General features: G+C 74.2%; 16 protein-coding genes. 5 read left to right on the top strand and 11 right to left on the bottom strand.

Going from position 1 to position 15,803, the window contains the following annotated elements; all coding sequences use genetic code 11:
- The first annotated feature begins 133 nt into the window (after positions 1–133).
- Entirely contained in the window at positions 134–913 is a 780-nt protein-coding gene (locus SGA01_RS29530; protein ID WP_141300160.1) for an MBL fold metallo-hydrolase, read from the top strand.
- Positions 913–1,578, top strand: a complete 666-nt coding sequence (locus SGA01_RS29525) for a DedA family protein (protein ID WP_141300158.1) — start codon at positions 913–915, stop codon at positions 1,576–1,578. Before SGA01_RS29530 ends, SGA01_RS29525 begins: the two co-directional genes overlap by 1 nt.
- On the opposite strand, the gene SGA01_RS29520 is transcribed toward SGA01_RS29525, so the two are convergent.
- From SGA01_RS29520 to SGA01_RS29510, 3 genes are all read right to left on the bottom strand, one after another.
- Entirely contained in the window at positions 1,558–2,688 is a 1,131-nt protein-coding gene (locus SGA01_RS29520; RefSeq protein WP_141300156.1) for an MBL fold metallo-hydrolase, read from the bottom strand. The two genes, SGA01_RS29525 and SGA01_RS29520, sit on opposite strands and share 21 nt — an antisense overlap.
- 145 nt (positions 2,689–2,833) lie before the next feature.
- Positions 2,834–4,069, bottom strand: a complete 1,236-nt coding sequence (locus tag SGA01_RS29515) for an aminotransferase class I/II-fold pyridoxal phosphate-dependent enzyme (protein ID WP_141300154.1) — start codon at positions 4,067–4,069, stop codon at positions 2,834–2,836.
- A 153-nt stretch (positions 4,070–4,222) separates the two neighbouring features.
- Entirely contained in the window at positions 4,223–5,467 is a 1,245-nt protein-coding gene (locus SGA01_RS29510; RefSeq protein ID WP_141300152.1) for a sulfite oxidase, read from the bottom strand.
- 174 nt (positions 5,468–5,641) lie between these two features.
- Here SGA01_RS29510 and SGA01_RS29505 point away from each other — a divergent pair, with 174 nt between their 5' ends.
- Positions 5,642–6,292 (top strand): GNAT family N-acetyltransferase, encoded by a 651-nt coding sequence (locus tag SGA01_RS29505; RefSeq protein ID WP_141300150.1) that lies wholly within the window; start codon positions 5,642–5,644, stop codon positions 6,290–6,292.
- A gap of 90 nt (positions 6,293–6,382) precedes the next feature.
- Complete coding sequence (locus tag SGA01_RS29500) at positions 6,383–7,219, top strand: methyltransferase domain-containing protein (RefSeq protein ID WP_141300148.1); 837 nt, start codon at positions 6,383–6,385, stop codon at positions 7,217–7,219.
- A 347-nt stretch (positions 7,220–7,566) separates the two neighbouring features.
- On the opposite strand, the gene SGA01_RS29490 is transcribed toward SGA01_RS29500, so the two are convergent.
- The 6 genes from SGA01_RS29490 to SGA01_RS29465 all read right to left on the bottom strand — a co-directional run bounded on the left by SGA01_RS29490 (position 7,567) and on the right by SGA01_RS29465 (position 13,675).
- On the bottom strand, positions 7,567–9,525 hold the full coding sequence (locus tag SGA01_RS29490; RefSeq protein ID WP_141300146.1) for a DUF5107 domain-containing protein: 1,959 nt from the start codon (positions 9,523–9,525) through the stop codon (positions 7,567–7,569).
- 48 nt (positions 9,526–9,573) lie between these two features.
- Entirely contained in the window at positions 9,574–10,125 is a 552-nt protein-coding gene (locus tag SGA01_RS29485) for a GNAT family N-acetyltransferase (RefSeq protein WP_141300144.1), read from the bottom strand.
- 170 nt (positions 10,126–10,295) lie between these two features.
- Positions 10,296–11,057 carry a MerR family transcriptional regulator gene (locus SGA01_RS29480; RefSeq protein ID WP_141300142.1) on the bottom strand — a complete coding sequence of 254 codons (762 nt, stop codon included), beginning with the start codon at positions 11,055–11,057 and terminating at the stop codon, positions 10,296–10,298.
- A gap of 175 nt (positions 11,058–11,232) precedes the next feature.
- Positions 11,233–12,519, bottom strand: coding sequence for an MFS transporter (locus tag SGA01_RS29475; RefSeq protein ID WP_141300140.1), 1,287 nt, complete (start codon positions 12,517–12,519; stop codon positions 11,233–11,235).
- Positions 12,516–13,055: an ArsR/SmtB family transcription factor gene (locus tag SGA01_RS29470; protein ID WP_141300138.1), complete on the bottom strand. Its 540-nt coding sequence runs from the start codon at positions 13,053–13,055 to the stop codon at positions 12,516–12,518. Before SGA01_RS29470 ends, SGA01_RS29475 begins: the two co-directional genes overlap by 4 nt.
- Before the next feature lie 80 nt (positions 13,056–13,135).
- On the bottom strand, positions 13,136–13,675 hold the full coding sequence (locus SGA01_RS29465) for a CGNR zinc finger domain-containing protein (RefSeq protein ID WP_141300136.1): 540 nt from the start codon (positions 13,673–13,675) through the stop codon (positions 13,136–13,138).
- 126 nt (positions 13,676–13,801) lie between these two features.
- Between SGA01_RS29465 and SGA01_RS29460 the strand changes: the two genes are divergently transcribed.
- Complete coding sequence (locus tag SGA01_RS29460) at positions 13,802–15,133, top strand: MFS transporter (protein ID WP_229917847.1); 1,332 nt, start codon at positions 13,802–13,804, stop codon at positions 15,131–15,133.
- Here the strand turns inward: SGA01_RS29460 and SGA01_RS29455 are convergent.
- Positions 15,069–15,419: a hypothetical protein gene (locus SGA01_RS29455; protein ID WP_141300133.1), complete on the bottom strand. Its 351-nt coding sequence runs from the start codon at positions 15,417–15,419 to the stop codon at positions 15,069–15,071. The two genes, SGA01_RS29460 and SGA01_RS29455, sit on opposite strands and share 65 nt — an antisense overlap.
- Positions 15,416–15,670, bottom strand: coding sequence for a LapA family protein (locus SGA01_RS29450; protein WP_141300131.1), 255 nt, complete (start codon positions 15,668–15,670; stop codon positions 15,416–15,418). The genes SGA01_RS29455 and SGA01_RS29450 overlap by 4 nt, the downstream gene beginning before the upstream one ends.
- Between the last annotated feature and the right edge of the window lie 133 nt (positions 15,671–15,803).

The raw sequence follows: 15,803 nt of genomic DNA, 5'->3' as shown, positions 1-15,803 counted from the left end.
CGCTCCGGACATTTACCCTCGTTACGGAGGTACGGAACGGTCGCGGACATCGGGGCGCGGCCGGCCGGAGCCCCCGAGACGGTGGACCGGTTGACGGTTGACGGTTGACGGTTGACGGAGAACGGAAGGCGGCATGCCGGTGGAGGTCACCTGGTGGGGTCACGCGACCTGCACGGTCGAGGACTCCGGGGTCCGCTTCCTCACCGACCCGCTGTTCGCGCGGCGGCTCGCGCACCTGCGGCGGCGGCGCGGCGCCCCGCCGCCGCCCGAGGCCACCCGCGCCGAGGCCGTGCTCGTCTCGCACCTGCACGCCGATCATCTGCACCTGCCCTCGCTGGCCCGGCTCGCGCCCGGGACCCTGATCGTCGTGCCGCGCGGGGCGCCCGCCGCCGTACCGGGGCTGCGCAGGCTCGACGGGAACGGGCTGCGGGTGACCGAGGTGGAGCCGGGCGACACCGTGACGGTCGAGGGCGTGACGGTACGGGCCGTTCCGGCGCTCCACGACGGACGGCGGCTGCCGGTCGGGCCGCATCGCTCCCCCGCCCTCGGGTATGTCGTCGAAGGCGAGGCGCGGACGTACTTCGCCGGGGACACCGGGCTCTTCGACGGGATGGCGGAGGCGGTGGGTCCGGTGGACGTGGCGCTGCTGCCGGTGGGCGGCTGGGGTCCGTACCTCGGGCACGGGCACCTCGACGCGGGCCGGGCGGCCGAGGCGCTCGCCGCGCTCTCGCCTGCGGCCGCGGTACCGGTGCACTTCGGCACGTACTGGCCGATCGGGCTCGACGGGGTCCGGCCGCACGAGTTCCACGCGCCGGGGGACGAGTTCGTCCGCCACGCCGCCCGGCTCGCGCCGAAGGTGGCGGTGCACCTGCTCGCCCACGGCGAGCGGGTGCGGCCGGAGGTCGCCAGGTGATGGACGATCTCGTCCGGGTCGCCGGGGCGATACGCGAGCTGCCGCCCGAGTCGACGCAGCAGGCGGTCGGCTACCCGTCGCTGTTCCTGCTCGTGACGCTGGGCGCGCTGGTGCCGATCGTCCCGACGGGTGCCATCGTGAGTTCGGCGGCGGTCGTCGCCTTCCATCAGAGCTCGCCGCTGGCGCTGTTCTTCGTCTTCCTCGTGGCGGCGATCGCCGCGTTCCTGGGGGACGTGGCGCTGTACTGGCTCGGGCAGCGCGGGGTCCGTTCCCGCAACGGCTCGCGGTGGCTGGCCACGCTGCGGGGCCGGGTGACGCCTGAGCGGCTCGCGCAGGCGCAGGCGCGGCTCGACACCCATCAGGTGTCGGTGCTCGTGCTGTCCCGACTGGTGCCGGCGGGGCGGATCCCGGTGATGCTGGCGTGTCTGCTCTCGGAGATGCCGCTGCGGCGCTTCGCCCGGGGTGACATGGCGGCGTGCCTCGCGTGGGCGGCGACGTACCAGCTGATCGGCATCCTGGGCGGTTCGCTCTTCCCGGAGCCGTGGCAGGGGGTCGTGGCGGCGGTGGGGCTGACGGTGCTGATCAGCGTGCTGCCGGCGCTGTGGCGGCGGGTGCGGGGGTCTTCCGGGCGGGTGGCGGGGCACTCAGGGAGCGAGCACCCGTGAGGCGCCGATCGGAAGGTCCCACAGGTCCTCGCGGGGCAGTCCCGCCTTCTCCCAGGCGGCCCTGACGCGGGTGAGGGGTTCCAGGACGGGTTCGGAGGAGAGGACGAAGGTGGCCCAGTGCATGGGGGCCATCCGCCGGGCGCCCAGGTCCTGGTGGGCGCGGACCGCCTCCTCCGGGTCCGTGTGGACGTCGCTGAGCCACCAGCGGGGGTCGTAGGCCCCGATCGGGAGCAGGGACAGGTCGATGCCGGGGAAGCGGCGGCCGATCTCGGCGAACCAGTGGCCGTACCCGGTGTCCCCCGCGAAGTGGACCCGGCGCCCCGACGGGTCGGTGAGCACCCAGCCTCCCCACAGCGAGCGGCAGGTGTCCAGGAGGGTGCGTTTGGACCAGTGGTGGGCCGGGACGAAGTCGAAGCGTACGCCGTCGAGTTGGGCCGCCTCCCACCAGTCGAGTTCGGTCACGCGGCCGAACCCCCTGCGGGCGAACCAGCGTCCGAGTCCGGCCGGGACGAACACCGGTGTGTGCCGGGGCAGTCGCCTGAGGGTGGGGGCGTCGAGGTGGTCGAAGTGGTTGTGGCTGATGACGACGGCGTCGACCGGCGGCAGATCCTCCCAGCGGACGCCGACCGGGGTGAGCCGGGCCGGCGTGCCGAAGATCCGGCGGGACCAGACGGGGTCGGTCAGGACGGTGAGTCCTCCGACGCGCAGGATCCAACTGGCGTGCCCCGCCCAGGTGACGGCCAGGGTGTCGGGCCCGGCGGGTGGCAGCGGCCCCGGCTCGAAGGGGAGCAGGGGGGTGTCGCGGAGGCCTTCGGGGCGGGGGCGCACGGCGCCCTCGCGGGCGAGCCGCGCCATCGCCCGTACGCCGGGGAGGGGCGCGGTGAGCCGGTCGACGAAGGTCCGCGGCCAGTCCGCACGCAGCCTGCCGACCGGCTGGAGCACGGGAGTGGGGGCCGGAGCGGGTGTCGTGACGGGCGCCGGGGCGAGGGCCGGAGTGGGGGGCTGTACGGGGGGCTGCGTCGGGGACGGCGTGGGGGCGGTGGCCGCGGAGGGATCGGCGGGGTACGGGCCCTGGGCGGCGTGGGCGGGGTGTGCCGTCCGTTCGGTCATCTGCGGGCTCCGTCCTGCGCGGCTCGTACGGGAGGGGTGGGGCGGGTGGGACGAGTGAGGCGTGCGGGGCGAGTGGCGTGTGCGGGAGGGGCAGGGCGTGCGGGGCTGAGCCGGGACGCAGGGCAAAGCCGGAGCGTGGGGCGGGTCACCGGAGTTCCTCCAGGGCTCCTCCGAAGTCCGTCAACGCGCGTGCCACGTGCGGCAGTTCCTCGGGATTGGGGGACCCGAGGGTCTCGGCGCGCTCCTCCTCGGTGCCGCCGAGGAACATCCCGGTGCCGAACCGGACGCGCAGGGCGCCGAGTTCGTCCCCGAAGCGGTGTCCGCCGGGGACGGGGGCGCCGAGTCGTGCGGTCAGGTGGCTCTCCAGCTCCATGGAGTCGGTGACACCTCGGGCGGCGAGTCCCGACCTCAACCTGCCGAGGTCCACGTAGAGATGGCGTCCCGCCTGCGGCGGCCGGGAGAGGGCCCCGGCGGCCAGGGCGGTGCGGTGCGCGGCGGCGGCGAGCCGGCCGTGGACGGTGGCGGCCCGCCGGGCCATTACGGTCACATCCTCGGGTTCGTCGAGGGCGTGCGCGGCGGCGGGTGCGACAGGGCCGGGGACGACGGCGCCGAGGGCGGTGAGGACGTCGAGGGCGCGGGCCCTGCGGTCGGTCCAGCGGTCGGCGCGGGACGGGTCGGTGGGCGGGAAGCGGGCGATGGCACAGGGCCAGGCGGCCGGGGTGAGGGGGGCGCCGCCGAGGTCGCTGAGGACGGTGACGTCGTCCGGGCACATCTCGGCGGGGCTGAGGAGCACGGTGTCGTGCGGGTGGTGGAGGGTGTCGCGCCAGGTCTCGTCGCTGATGACGTGGAGGCCTTCGGCGACGGCGGCCTCGCAGGCCTCGCGGACGATCTCGGGCGGGGCGACGGTGGCGGTGGGGTCGTCGGCGACGGAGAGCAGGAGGACCCGGGGGTCGCCGCCCTCGGCCCGGACCCGCCGGACGGTCTCCAGGAGGGCGTACGGGTCGGGGACGCCGCCGCATTCGGCGGGGGTCGGTACGTGGTAGGCGGGGCGGCCGAGGAGCCGGGCCTGCGGGGCCCACCAGGCGGGGCAGGGGCGGGGCAGCAGGAGGTCGCCGCCGTGCGCGGCGATCAGGGCGAGCAGGAGGGCGGGGGCACCGGGGGCCGCGACGACGTCCTCGGCGTGCGTCCGCAGTCCGCGGCGCCACCAGTAGCCGGCCGCCGCCTCCCGCAGGACGGGGCCGCCGCCGGGCGGTTCGGGGGCGGTGCGTCCGGCCGCGGCGGCGAGGAGGGCGGCGAGCCCGGGGAGGACGGGCAGGCCCGCGTCGGGCGCGGGAGGGCCGTAGCGCACCGGCCCTCGGCCTTCCGGAGCCGTGTGGTGCATGTCCCGTACCTCCTGAGCGCACGGGGGCACCGGGAACGGCACCCCGAGCCCTTTATACGAAGATCCGGGCGGTTTCGCCGCTCCAGGAGGCGCTTCGGGTGCCCTTCCGCGGGCCGGCGGGGTGTCGGGGCGGGCGCCGTGCCGCCGGCCGGCTCAGGCGACGGTGACCGGGTGGCGTACGACCGCACCGAAGAGATAGCCCTGGGTGTTGTGGACGGCCCGCTCGGGCTGGGTGTTGCCGGCGGCGTCGGTCGTACGGGACAGCAGGGTGACCGGCCCGGTGCGGTGGGGGCGCCACGGCACGGTCCAGCGGACCCAGCCGTCCCGCCTCGGGGTGTCGAGGAGCCGGGCCCGCCGCCAGTGGGTCCCGCCGTCGGTGGAGACCTCCACCGAGCGGACGGGCGCGTGGGCGGACCAGGCGCGCCCGGTGAGCCGGTGGACGCGGTCGGCCTCCAGGGTGGCGCCGAAGGGGAGTTCGTACGCGGACTTGATCGTCTGGACGGTGATGGGGTCGCTGCCGCCGGACGGGTGTGCGGGGCCGAAGAGGCGGTACCAGTCCGTGGACCAGGGCGAGGTCAGCGGGCGGGCGGAGACCTCGATGTCGCCGAGCCACTTGATCGAGGCGATGCCGACCCAGGAGGGCACGACGAGCCGGACCGGGTGGCCGTGGTCGTACGGCAGCGGTTCGCCGTTCATCTCGTACGCGAGGATGACGTCGTCGAAGGCCTTGGCGACCGGCAGCGGGCGGCGGACCCGGCCGTAGTCGACGCCGCCGGAGACGTACGGGTCGTCGAGGCCGCGCGGCTGGAGGGCGACGGCGTCGTGGGCGATCCCGGCGCGTCGCAGCACGTCGGAGAGGCGGACACCGCGCCAGCGGGCCGCTCCGACGGCGCCGAGGGTCCAGGAGGTGCCCGTGACGGGCTCGCCCTGCTGGCTCGTGTAGAGACTGCGGCCGTTTCCGGCGCACTCGATCAGGGCCGTTCGGGTGACGGAGGGCAGGTCGCGCAGCTGTCCGTAGGTGAAGTGGACGGGGCTGCGGCCGTGGAGTCCGTCGCCCCAGAGCGTGAGGCGCCAGTCGGAGGCGTCGAGGACGGGGGTGGAGGTGTGGTTGCGGACGAAGAAGCGGTCGGCGGGGGTGAGGAGACCGGTGTCCGCGAAGGAGTCGAACCGCGCCTCGGCATTGGTGCCCCGGACGGTGAACCACTCGGAAGGGAGAGACTTCACGATGCCGGACGCTACAGCGCCGGACGCTACGGCGCCGGACGCGCGTGCCGTCTGCGCGGGCACCGCGTGCGCGGGCGCGGTGGCGGCGAGCCCGCCGAGGGCGGACGCCGCGGGGGCCGCCGCGAGCAGCTTCAGCAGGGAGCGGCGGTCGGGCGCGGGCGGGTACGACGGCACGGGACTCCTCGGCACGTGGGCGGGTGCGCCACCAGGCGGCGGCGGGCCGATCCTAGAGGCGGGGAGGGGGGCGGAACGGTCCGTTCATGGTGCTGTCACACACGGATCCGTCAGGTCGGGCCGGGGTGCCGTAAACACGGCGCGGCACACGGCCTCCGCGACCGAGAATGCGGCATGACGACATCGAGCGGTACGACGACATCGATACGCGAGGCGACTCCCGAGGACGCGGCGGCACTCGCCGGCGTACACGTCCGCTCCTGGCAGGCCGCCTACCGCGACCTGCTCCCGGGGCCGTACCTGGACTCCCTGGACCCTGAGGAGCGGGCCGCCGTGTGGCGCGACCGTCTGACGGCGCCCGACCGGCCCACGGTGCTCCTGGCGACGGAAGCCGACGGGCGGGTGGTGGCCTTCTCCTGTCTCAGGGCCTGGCCGGGCGAGGAGCCCGAGGAGTCCGAGGAGTCCGGCTCCTCCCACGCATCCCACGGTCCCGACGGGACCGACGGGACCGACGGGACCGACGGGACCGACGGGACCGACGGGACCGACGCGCTCGATCCCACCACCACCGCCGAACTGGCGGCGCTGTACGCCCTGCCGGAGGTGTGGGGCACGGGCGTCGGGCGGTCGCTGCTCGCCGCGTCCACCGAGGTGCTCGTGACGGCCGGTTTCCGGACCGCCGTGCTGTGGGTGTTCACCGACAACACACGGGGTCGCCGCTTCTACGAGGCGGCGGGCTGGCGGCCGGACGGCAGGGCCGTACACGACGTCACGGGCGGCAGGGAACTGGAGGAACTCCGTTACCGGCGGGAGCTGTTCGACTGAACCGCTGTCCATATCCCAAGACGCGGGTCTCACAATGCGGCGTGAGTGCGTACGGTGAAGGAACGCACCCACACCGAGGGAGTCGCTTCCATGACGCATGCCTCCGCCCCGTCCGCGGCCCACGAGACCGCCGTCTACACCCACGGGCACCACGAGTCCGTCCTGCGTTCGCACAGTTGGCGGACCGCCGCCAACTCCGCCGCCTACCTGCTGCCGGAGCTGCGGGCGGGGCTGGACGTCCTGGACGTGGGCTGCGGCCCGGGCACGATCACGGCCGATCTGGCCGCGCTGGTGGCGCCCGGCCGGGTGACCGCCGTCGACGCCGCGGAGGACGTCCTGGACAAGGCCCGCGTGGTCGCCACCGAACGCGGCCTGGAGAACGTCGAGTTCGCCGTGGCGGACGTCCACGCCCTGGACTTCCCCGACGACTCCTTCGACGTCGTCCACGCCCACCAGGTGCTGCAGCACGTCGGCGACCCCGTCCAGGCCCTGCGCGAGATGCGGCGGGTGTGCAGGCCCGGCGGAGTCGTCGCGGCCCGCGACAGCGACTACGGAGCCTTCGCCTGGTTCCCCGAACGCCCAGCATTGGACGGGTGGTTGGACCTGTACCACCGGGTTGCACGGGCGAACGGCGGCGAACCGGACGCCGGGCGGCGCCTGTTCTCCTGGGCGCGGGAGGCGGGCTTCACCGACATCGCGACGACCGCGGGCACCTGGTGCTACGCCGGCCCCGAGGAGCGCGCCTGGTGGAGCGGCCTGTGGGCGGACCGGACGACCGCCTCCGTCTACGCCGAGCTGGCCGTGAAGGGCGGCCACGCGACCGACGCCGAGCTGACGGCGATCGCGGAGGCCTGGCGGGAGTGGGGCGAGCAGGAGGACGCCTGGTTCATGGTCCCGCACGGCGAGATCGTGTGCCGGGTGTCCTGACCGCCGCGGGCCCTTTACGGCAGGTCAGTACAGGGAGTCATGGAACCCGAGGCAGTCCGGGTCCTGGAGCGGACAGCTCGGATGCGGCGTGCGGTCCGGCTCGGGCCGCGCCGGCTCGGGGCCAGGAAGCCCGGCTCCGGTGGTGGCAGGACGAACGCTTCACAGAGGCAGGCGCCGCAGCTGCCCGAGAACCGCGGCTCTGCATGGCGGAAGCGCGGATGTCCGCACCGGCACTCGGCCGTCGCCCAGGCTGCCACTTCCGGACCCCCGTCCCTTCACCGCCACCACCGCCACCACCGACATCACCGGCGGGGGCCTGCCGGACCCCGCCACGAGAACTACGAAGGTCAGCTCGGCCGCATCCTGAACTCGTAGGCGTACGGGAGTGGTTCGTCGGTGAGCCGCGCCCAGACCTCGCCGAGGATCTCGGCGCCCTCGCGCAGGTCCGCGACCTCGAAGCCCGCGTCGAAGACGGCGCGGGCCTCGTCCGTCCTGCCCTCCGCGAGGAGCAGCCGCGCCTCCAGGAGTCGGAAGGCGCCCCTCCCCCGGGCCTCTTCCGGCAGCAGCGCCCACACCTCGCGCGCCCGGCCGGTACGTCCGGCGGCGAGCAGCGCGGTGACCGTCTCGCGGCCGAGGGCGGCGGCCACCGCCTCGTCCTCGACGGCCCGGTCGGCGTGGTCGGTGAAGGCCTCGGCGAACCGTTCGGCGGCGCGCGCCGGGTGTCCGTCCTCGCGGTCGGCGACGGCCAGGCAGTAGAGCAACGGCCAGCGTGCGGCAGCCTCGCCCAGTCCGCGTTCCCAGCTCCGTACCGCCTGGGCACGGTCTCCGGCGTGCCACTGGGCGATGCCGAGGTGGTACTCGGTGGAGGGGTCGGCCGGGGCGGTCTCCAGCATGTCCCGCCAGGGCGCCGAGACCAGCGGCGCGCCGGGCACGGCTCCCTTCTCGGGGGCCGGCAGGACTCCGGTGTCGAGCAGTTCGCGCCAGGGTTCCTGCTCGGGTCCGAGCGTCGACTCGGGGAAAGGGGTGCCGGGCAACTCGTAGTGTCCGCGCAGGACTTCGAGGGCTCCCCAGCCGGAGCCGACGGCGAGGACGGTTTCGGGTTCGGACTCGGCCGCCTGCTCGCGCCAGGCCGTGTACGCCGCGTCGACCCCGGCACGCGGCAGCGCTCCTGCGAGGCTGCTCTCGACGGCCGCCCGGGCCGCGTCCCAGTCGTCGCCGAGCGCCGCGGCGGGATCGGCGGCGAGCGGTCCGTACGCCTCCAGCCAGCTGAACTCCCCGCCGGCGGGGAGCTCCAGGTGCTCCAGCTGGGTGCGGGCGAGGCCGGCCTGGATCTCGGCGTAGCCGGGGGTGCCGGGCTCGGTGAGCCACTCCTGCCAGCGCCGGCCGCCGCGCTCCCGGCCCCACAGGAAGAGCTTGCGGCCGCGCAGCGGGTCGGTGGAGGTCTGGACGAGGCCGGCGCCGTCGGCGTCGAGGGCGGCGATCCAGCGGCGCCGGCCGTCGGGCAGGTCGTAGAACCAGTCGGCGGCGTGGTCGCCGTTCAGCGGGTACGAGCGGTCGGTGCCGTCACCGTCCTCGGCGACGGGGAAGGGCAGGCGGCGCAGCCCGCGGTCGTAGCCGTGGTGCCAGGCCGCGTCGGCGGGCGCGATGACGCGACGGTCCTCCGGTACGGCGGTGTTGGACCACCAGTAGACGGGGGCGGGCCGCTCGTGGGGGTTGCGGACGCGGACGCCGACATGGAGGAAGTCGGAGCCCTCCGGGAGCCAGAGGTCGACCTGGAAGGGCAGGTCCCGCAGGCGCTCCCACTCCCACAGCCGGAGCATGTCACCGCCGTCGGGCGCGCGGACGACCGCCGCGTGCAGGGGTGAGCAGGAGAGGGTGGTGTGGCCGGTGGCGCCGATGTTCCACTCGATGCCGCCGGAGAACCAGGCGCCGTTGAGGGCGAAGGCCGCCGGCTGGAACACCGGGTTGCGGTAGAGGAGTTCGCGTCCCGTGGCCTTGTGGTGCAGGGAGTGGACGCGGCCGCCGAGGCCCGGGAGCACGGTGGCCCGGAGCCGGTCGTTCTCGATCACGATCGCGTCGAGGTCGGTGGGGGTGCGTTCGCGCCCGTATCCGTCTCGCACGGGGGCGGGGAGCAGGCTGCGCAGGGGTGCGCGTCCGATTCCCCGGGCCATGTCGCGCGGGAGTTCCGCGAGGGTCTGTTCGTCGACCGCGTGGGTCCCGTGATGGGTCCGCAGGGCGGGCAGGGGGCTGTCCGGGCCCAACGGGGCCGCGGGCAGCGTCAGTACGGCACGTCGTACGGTCGTCATCCACCCATGGAACACGCCGGGGCCCGTCCTGACCAGGGGTTCGCTCGCCTATGACGGGACGGTGACCGCCCAGCGCTCGTGGTCCCGCCAGGCGCCGTCGATGAACAGCATCGCGGGTGAGAAGCCCTCCAGGCGGAAGCCGGCGCGGCGGACGAGCGCCCGGGAGGCGGTGTTGCCGGGCTGGATGTTCGCCTCGAGTCGGTGCAGTTCCAGGGGGCCGAAGGCGTACGCCAGGAGCAGTCCGAGCGCCTCGGTGAGCAGTCCGCGGCCGGCGGCGTGTGCGAAGGCTCCGTAGCCGAGGGCGCCGCTGCGGAAGGCGCCGCGGACGATGTTGTTGATGTTGACGAAGCCGGCGATCCGCCCGCCGTCCGCCCCTTCGGCGTGCTCGCAGACCAGGAATCCGGCGCGCGCCGGGTCCTCGATGAGCACGCCCGCGTAGGCGGCGTACGCCTCGGGGGTGCACGGCGGGAACAGCCAGGGCCGGTGGAGTTCCCGGCTCTCGCGGGCGCGGGCGGTGAACTCCTCGGCGTCGTCGGGCGAGAAAGGACGCAGGCCCACGCGGGGCCCGGCGGCGAGGAATCGGCCAAGGTCGTCGGGCATGGACCAAGGGTAGAGCGTGCGCGAGGGCCGGGGCATGACCGATCGACGCCCTGCCGGCGAGTGCTTCATGGAGCGGGGAGCACCTCGCTCGGCCTCCGTGAAGCCGGGCGAGGTGAGCCTGCCGGAGCGGCGTGAAGGGGAGGGTTTCCCGTGGCCGGCCCGGTCTTGGGTCAGCCGAGCCGGTGGGTGACGTACGCCTCGATGGCGTCCCGCTGGTACGCGGCCAGGCCGGGCGCGATCGTCTCGTACGCCGCACGCCAGGCCTCGTTGTCCACGCAGGAGCGTCCGATGGCGCGGTACTCCTCGGCGGACACGGGTCGCAGTTCGCTCAAGGCCCGGTACTGGGCGTCGATCCGCGCCTGGACGGGCTCGGCGTCGGCCGGATGGCCTGCGGCCATCAGCTCGGCCAGCAGGATCATCTGTGTCGTGCGCTCACGCTGCCCGGCCTCGACGTCCTGCGGGGTCATCGCCGCGACCCTTCGGGCGACTTCCTCGGCATGCCCGGGGAAGTCACGCAGGCTCTCCTGGTATTGCGAGGGCCGGATGCCCTCGAACAGGTTCTCCGGTCGGTTGATGGCGGTCATGGGCGTGCCGTCCTTCCTGGACTGCTCCAGTTCGGCGATCGTGCGGGCGACGGTGCCGGCCAGGGCTTCGAGCCGGTCACGCTCGGCGAGCAGCCTGCGGTGGTGCCCCCGCAGGGCGTCCACCTCGTCGATCTCCTCGGCCAGGATCCGACCGACCTCGGGAAGTCCCACGCCCAGCGCCCGCAGTACGAGGATCTGCTGCAACCGCAGCAGCTGGTGCTCCTCGTAGTAGCGGTGGCCGTTGGCCCCGATTCCGGCCGGCGGCAGCAGGCCGATCTCGTCGTAGTGCCGCAGGGTCCGGGCGGTCACGCCCGACATGCGCGCGACCTCCGCAATCGGCCATCCCATCGCCGTCTCCCTCACGATCGCCTCACCGGGCCGGTCTTTCCGGCTCTGTTCAGGACGGTAGAAGCTGCCGCTGCGACAACCGCAACCCTCGACGAGCCGGGCCCTTCGGGACGGGCTTCTCACGACGCTCACCCACGGCTTGTCGCCGGCCGAGGATCCGGACCGGTCGTGGAGCCTAGACGGCACCCGCCTGAACGGGATCCGAGGGTTCCGGCTGATCCGGATCACCGGCGGAGGCGGCGGCACGCAGCGCCGCCTCGACCCGGCGGTTGCTGGTCATGGTCGCGGTGACGGCGGTCATGGTGAGGAGGAGACCGGCGGCTGCGTAGAGCGGGGTGCGTACGTCGTACGCCGTGGCCAGCCAGCCGCCGAGGAAGGCGCCGAACGGGGCGGCGCACATGCCGAGCATGCGGGAGGTGGAGGCGACCCGGCCCATCAGGTGGGCGGGGACGACCGTCTGCCGGAGGGAGGGGGCGAGCACCATCGTGGCACCCACGCCCGCTCCGCAGAAGGCGAGGGCGAGGCCGGCGACGTACGGGTTCGGGGCGGCGGCAAGGCCCAGGATGGCGAGTCCCTCGACTGCGGCCGTGCAGGTGAGCGCGGCGCCGGTGCCGAGTTTCCGGCCGAGGAAGGAGGCGATGCCCGCGCCGAGCAGACCGCCGGTGGCCTCCGCCGTGAGGAGCAGGCCGAAGCCGAAGGTGCCGATGCCGAGCCGGTCGTGGGCGAAGAGCGCGAGGACGGTCTCCATGGCGACGAAGGCGATGTTCCCGACCGCCGGACGCAGCGCCAGCCCGAGCAGCAGCCGGTCCCGGAAGACGTACGAGGCGCCGGCCCGAGCCTGCCGCAGCAGCGACTCACGGGCCTGTGGTACGGGCCGGGGTACGGCGGGCAGCGACCGTACGAGCAGTGCGGAGACCGCGAACGACACCGCGTCGGCGAGCAGCGGAACGGCCCGGCCGAGCGCGAGCAGGGCACTGCCGGCGGGGGGTCCGGCGAAGCCGGACGCGGCGGTCTGGGTGCCGCGCAGGCGGGAGTTGGCGCGCTCCAGGAGCGCGGGGTCGCGGCCGAGCAGGTCCGGCAGATAGGCCGTGGCGGCCGTGTCGAAGAAGAGTCCGCCGAGGCCGAGGAGGAAGGCGACGGCCGCGAGCAGGGGAATGCTCAGCATGTCGAGCGCGGCGGCTGCCGCCGGTATCGCGAGCAGCGCCGCGCGTGCCGCGTCGGTGACCCACATCGTGCGCCGGCGGTCCCAGCGGTCCACCAGCGCACCGCCGAGGATCCCGAAGAGCAGCCACGGCAGCGTTCCGGCGGCCGTGACGACGGCGAGCGCCATCGGGTCCCGCGTCAGCGTCAGCGCGAGCAGCGGCAGCGCGGCATGCCTCACCCCGTCACCGAGCGAGGACATCGTCTGGGCGGTCCACAGCCGTCCGAACCCGGTCGGCAACTTCTGAACATTTGAGGTCACTTGGCGTCTCCTTCGGTCTGCTTGCTCGATGCGGGGTGGAACAGTGCGAAGACGAGTGACGTGTCCGGCAGCGACGGATCGGACAGCTCGCGGTACTCCTTCGCCAGCGCCTGCAGCCGCGCTCCCAGCTCCGCGAACTGCTCGTCGGTGAGCCGCAGATGCGCCATCCCCACGTGCCGCTCGCCATCGGCCGGCGACGCCTCCAGGTCCGCCACCGCGTGCCGCATCAGCACATCCGGGCCTCCCTCGCCGGGGTCCGGCAGCACGATCGACCGTGCAGCCATGGCGTAGTACCGCTCGGTGACTCCCCGGACCTTCCGCGTGCGCACCACCTTCACCAGGCCGGCCCGTTCGAGCAGCCGTACGTGGTAGCTGGAGCTCCCCTTCGCGAGGCCGATCCGCTCGGCGATCTGCGTGATCGTCGCAGGCTCGAAGCGGAGCACGGCCATGATCCGGTGGCGCGTGAGATTGGAGACGGCGCGTAGCTGCTCGTCCGTGGTGACGTGGAACGCCTCGGGAAGATCATCGGTTGCCATGACCCCAATGGTCAACACTTCTTGACCATTGCGCAAGAGGATTTCCCGAATACGAGTCAGATCCGGTCCGTTCGGCGGAGTCAGGGCTGCTTGCGGCGGCGGTGTTCGGCGACCCGGGCGCGTGACGCGCAGGTGGTGGAGCAGTAGCGGCGCGGGCTGCCGGGGCCGGTGCCGAGGTAGAGGTTGCGACAGCCGGGGGCCGCGCACTCGCCCCAGGTGGCGCGGCCGTGCTCGGTGAGGATCTGCGCGAGGGCCAGGGCACTGGAGGCCAGGAACCAGTCGGCCCATCCTGCGTCGTGGCGGTCGACGTGCAGGTGCCAGGGGTGGCCGTCGTGCCGGGACAGCCGGGGGGCGGCGGCGTGGTCGGCCAGGGTCTCGTTGAGGAGGGCGGCCGCGCGGTCGGTGTCGGTCTCGGTGAGGATGCCGGTCATCTTCAGGGCGGCGTCCCTCAGTTTCCGCAGGTCCGCGTCGGAGAGCGCCGCTTCGGTCAGGTCCTGCGGGCTCTCGCCGTGGCTCGCCAGGAGCGGCACCGCCACGTCGCGGGGCAGGTCGGGGTGGGTTCGTACGGCGTTCGCGAGGTCGATGAGGCGCCGGCCGGCCTGGAAACCCTGGGTTTTCACGTCTGCACTCCCTGATCCACGACTCCGCCTTGTAACGTCTTTCCATCATAAGGCGTTACAAGGCCTTGCTGCATGGCGCTGTCACATGGGGGCGGGATGTCGGAACCGACGAGTGAACGAGCGGGAGTGCCCCGCTACCTGGTCACCGCGTTCTTCGCGCGGCTGGCCGACGAGGGCACGGCCGTCGCCGTGGTCATGCTGGCCGTGGCCCGAACGGGGAGCGCCGCGCACGGGGCGTTCGTCCTGACGGCCTGGATGGCCCCCCATGTCCTCGCGGCCCCTCTGGCCGGCGCCTTGGCCGAACGCGCACGTCGGCCCCGGCTCTTCCACTGCGGCGCGCTCGGCGGCTTCGCCCTGGCGATCTCCGCGGTGGCGTTCAGCGTGGGACGCCTCCCCCTCCCCCTGGTCCTCGTCGTCGCGGCGGCCGGAGGCTGTTGCGGGCCGATCGTCTCCGGCGGGCTCTCCAGCCTGATCTCGCGGCTGCTGCCGGCGGGCGCGGAGCGGGACCGCGCCTACTCCTGGGATGCCGTGGTCTACAACGCCGCCGCCGTCGGCGGCCCCGGCGCCGCCGGGCTCCTCGCCTCGGCCGTCTCACCGGCGGCGGCGATGCTCGCCCTGTCGGCGGCCGCGGCATGCGCCTGCGCACTGACGGCCCTGCTCCCGCTGCGCGCCGACATGGGCGCCGAAGTCCCTGCCGGCACCGAAGCGCCGGCCCGAGCCGAAGGCGCTACCGAAACCCCCACCGGCGCCGAAGCCCCCGCCGGAGCCGAAGCCTCGCCGGTGGCGCCGACTCGGCTTCGCCGCGACCTGGCCGACGGCCTGAGGACGGTGTGGCGGGAACGCGAACTGCGCGCCATCACCGCTGCCACCTGCCTCGCCTTCACCGGAATCGGTGCGCTGACCACGACCGGCGTCCTGCTCGCCACCCACCTGGGAAGCGCCGGAGCCGGCGGCCTGCTGATGACCGCGTTCGCGGTCGGCGCCCTGGCCGGGACACTCGGCCTCACCCGGGTGAGGCCCACCGTTTCGCCGCAGCGACTGGCCGTCATCGGGCTGGCCGGTACGGCCCTCGGGCTCGCCGCCGCGGCGAGCGCCCCCTCCGTCCCCGTCGCGGCGGCCTGCTTCGCCGTGGCGGGCGCGTTCGACGGTCTCGTGCTGACCGTGACCCTCCGCCTCCGCGCCGACCACTCCCCCACGCGCCGGCGCACGCAGGTGTTCACCATCGGGGCGGGGCTGAAGATGTCCGGCGCCGCCGCGGGTTCCGCGCTCGCCGGACTTGCCACCGCCGGCACCGCGCGCGAGTACCTGGCCGGCATCGCCCTCGTACAGGCGGCGGCAGCCCTGCTCTACGTCCTGACCAGGCGCGATGCCCGCCGCGGCACACGTCGTGAGGTCAGCGGCGGGCGGTGCGGACCCGGGGCGGGCAGGTCTCGCCCCTCCGTACGACCCCGATCGTGACCGCGGTCCGTCGGTCGAGCTCCGTGCCGGGCGCCGGGTACTGCGTGCACACCCGCCAGTTCGGCGGCCACAGCACCCGCCGGTCCCGTCCGCTCGCGTCGTGGACGTCGAGGCGGGTCCGGCGGTCGAGCCGGGTGAAGACCCGCCACAGGGGTACGCCCAACAGGTCCGGCATGGATCGTGTCCCGGTCTCGTCGCCCGGCACGGCGGGTTCCTCGGCCGAGGAGACGGCGACGGCCGCGAGCGCGAGGACGGCGGTCGCGCCCACGACGGCGGCCCGCCTCACTTCTGCCTCCGGGCCGCGGCGTAGTAACCGCAGGCGGCGCCGAGGACGGCGGTCGCGAGGAGCGCCAGGTAGAGCGGCATGGACACCTCGGGGATCAGGATCCGGATCCTGACCTCCCGGGTGTTCTCGAAGATGAAGACCAGGGTGAGGACCGCGACCACCGTCATCGCGATCCGGCCCGGGGTGAAGGCACCGCTGAACCGGGACGTGCCGCCCGTGCGGGACGCCCCCGGTGTGTCCTTGGGACTCATGCCCGGCCCTCTCCTCCGTCGTGCCGTCGGTCGTACCCGTCGGTCGCACTCGGCCCGCGCCGCGGGAGCGAGCCGTGGGACCAGAATGGGGTGAGCGGGGCCTCACCGTGACGGTGGGAGGAGCCGTACGGGT

Source organism: Streptomyces gardneri (assembly GCF_006539185.1).
Taxonomy (GTDB): Bacteria; Actinomycetota; Actinomycetes; order Streptomycetales; family Streptomycetaceae; genus Streptomyces; species Streptomyces gardneri.
Note: the sequence above shows the minus strand (reverse complement) of the source record. Positions and strands in the feature narration are given on the sequence as shown.

Excerpts from the sequence above, each read along its gene's own strand:
- SGA01_RS29530 (WP_141300160.1), top strand. The coding sequence starts at position 134 with ATGCCGGTGGAGGTCACCTGGTGGGGTCACGCGACCTGCACGGTCGAG.
- SGA01_RS29525 (WP_141300158.1), top strand. The coding sequence starts at position 913 with ATGGACGATCTCGTCCGGGTCGCCGGGGCGATACGCGAGCTGCCGCCC.
- SGA01_RS29520 (WP_141300156.1), bottom strand. The coding sequence starts at position 2,688 with ATGACCGAACGGACGGCACACCCCGCCCACGCCGCCCAGGGCCCGTAC.
- SGA01_RS29515 (WP_141300154.1), bottom strand. The coding sequence starts at position 4,069 with ATGCACCACACGGCTCCGGAAGGCCGAGGGCCGGTGCGCTACGGCCCT.
- SGA01_RS29505 (WP_141300150.1), top strand. The coding sequence starts at position 5,642 with ATGACGACATCGAGCGGTACGACGACATCGATACGCGAGGCGACTCCC.
- SGA01_RS29500 (WP_141300148.1), top strand. The coding sequence starts at position 6,383 with ATGACGCATGCCTCCGCCCCGTCCGCGGCCCACGAGACCGCCGTCTAC.
- SGA01_RS29490 (WP_141300146.1), bottom strand. The coding sequence starts at position 9,525 with ATGACGACCGTACGACGTGCCGTACTGACGCTGCCCGCGGCCCCGTTG.
- SGA01_RS29485 (WP_141300144.1), bottom strand. The coding sequence starts at position 10,125 with ATGCCCGACGACCTTGGCCGATTCCTCGCCGCCGGGCCCCGCGTGGGC.
- SGA01_RS29480 (WP_141300142.1), bottom strand. The coding sequence starts at position 11,057 with ATGGGATGGCCGATTGCGGAGGTCGCGCGCATGTCGGGCGTGACCGCC.
- SGA01_RS29470 (WP_141300138.1), bottom strand. The coding sequence starts at position 13,055 with ATGGCAACCGATGATCTTCCCGAGGCGTTCCACGTCACCACGGACGAG.
- SGA01_RS29450 (WP_141300131.1), bottom strand. The coding sequence starts at position 15,670 with ATGAGTCCCAAGGACACACCGGGGGCGTCCCGCACGGGCGGCACGTCC.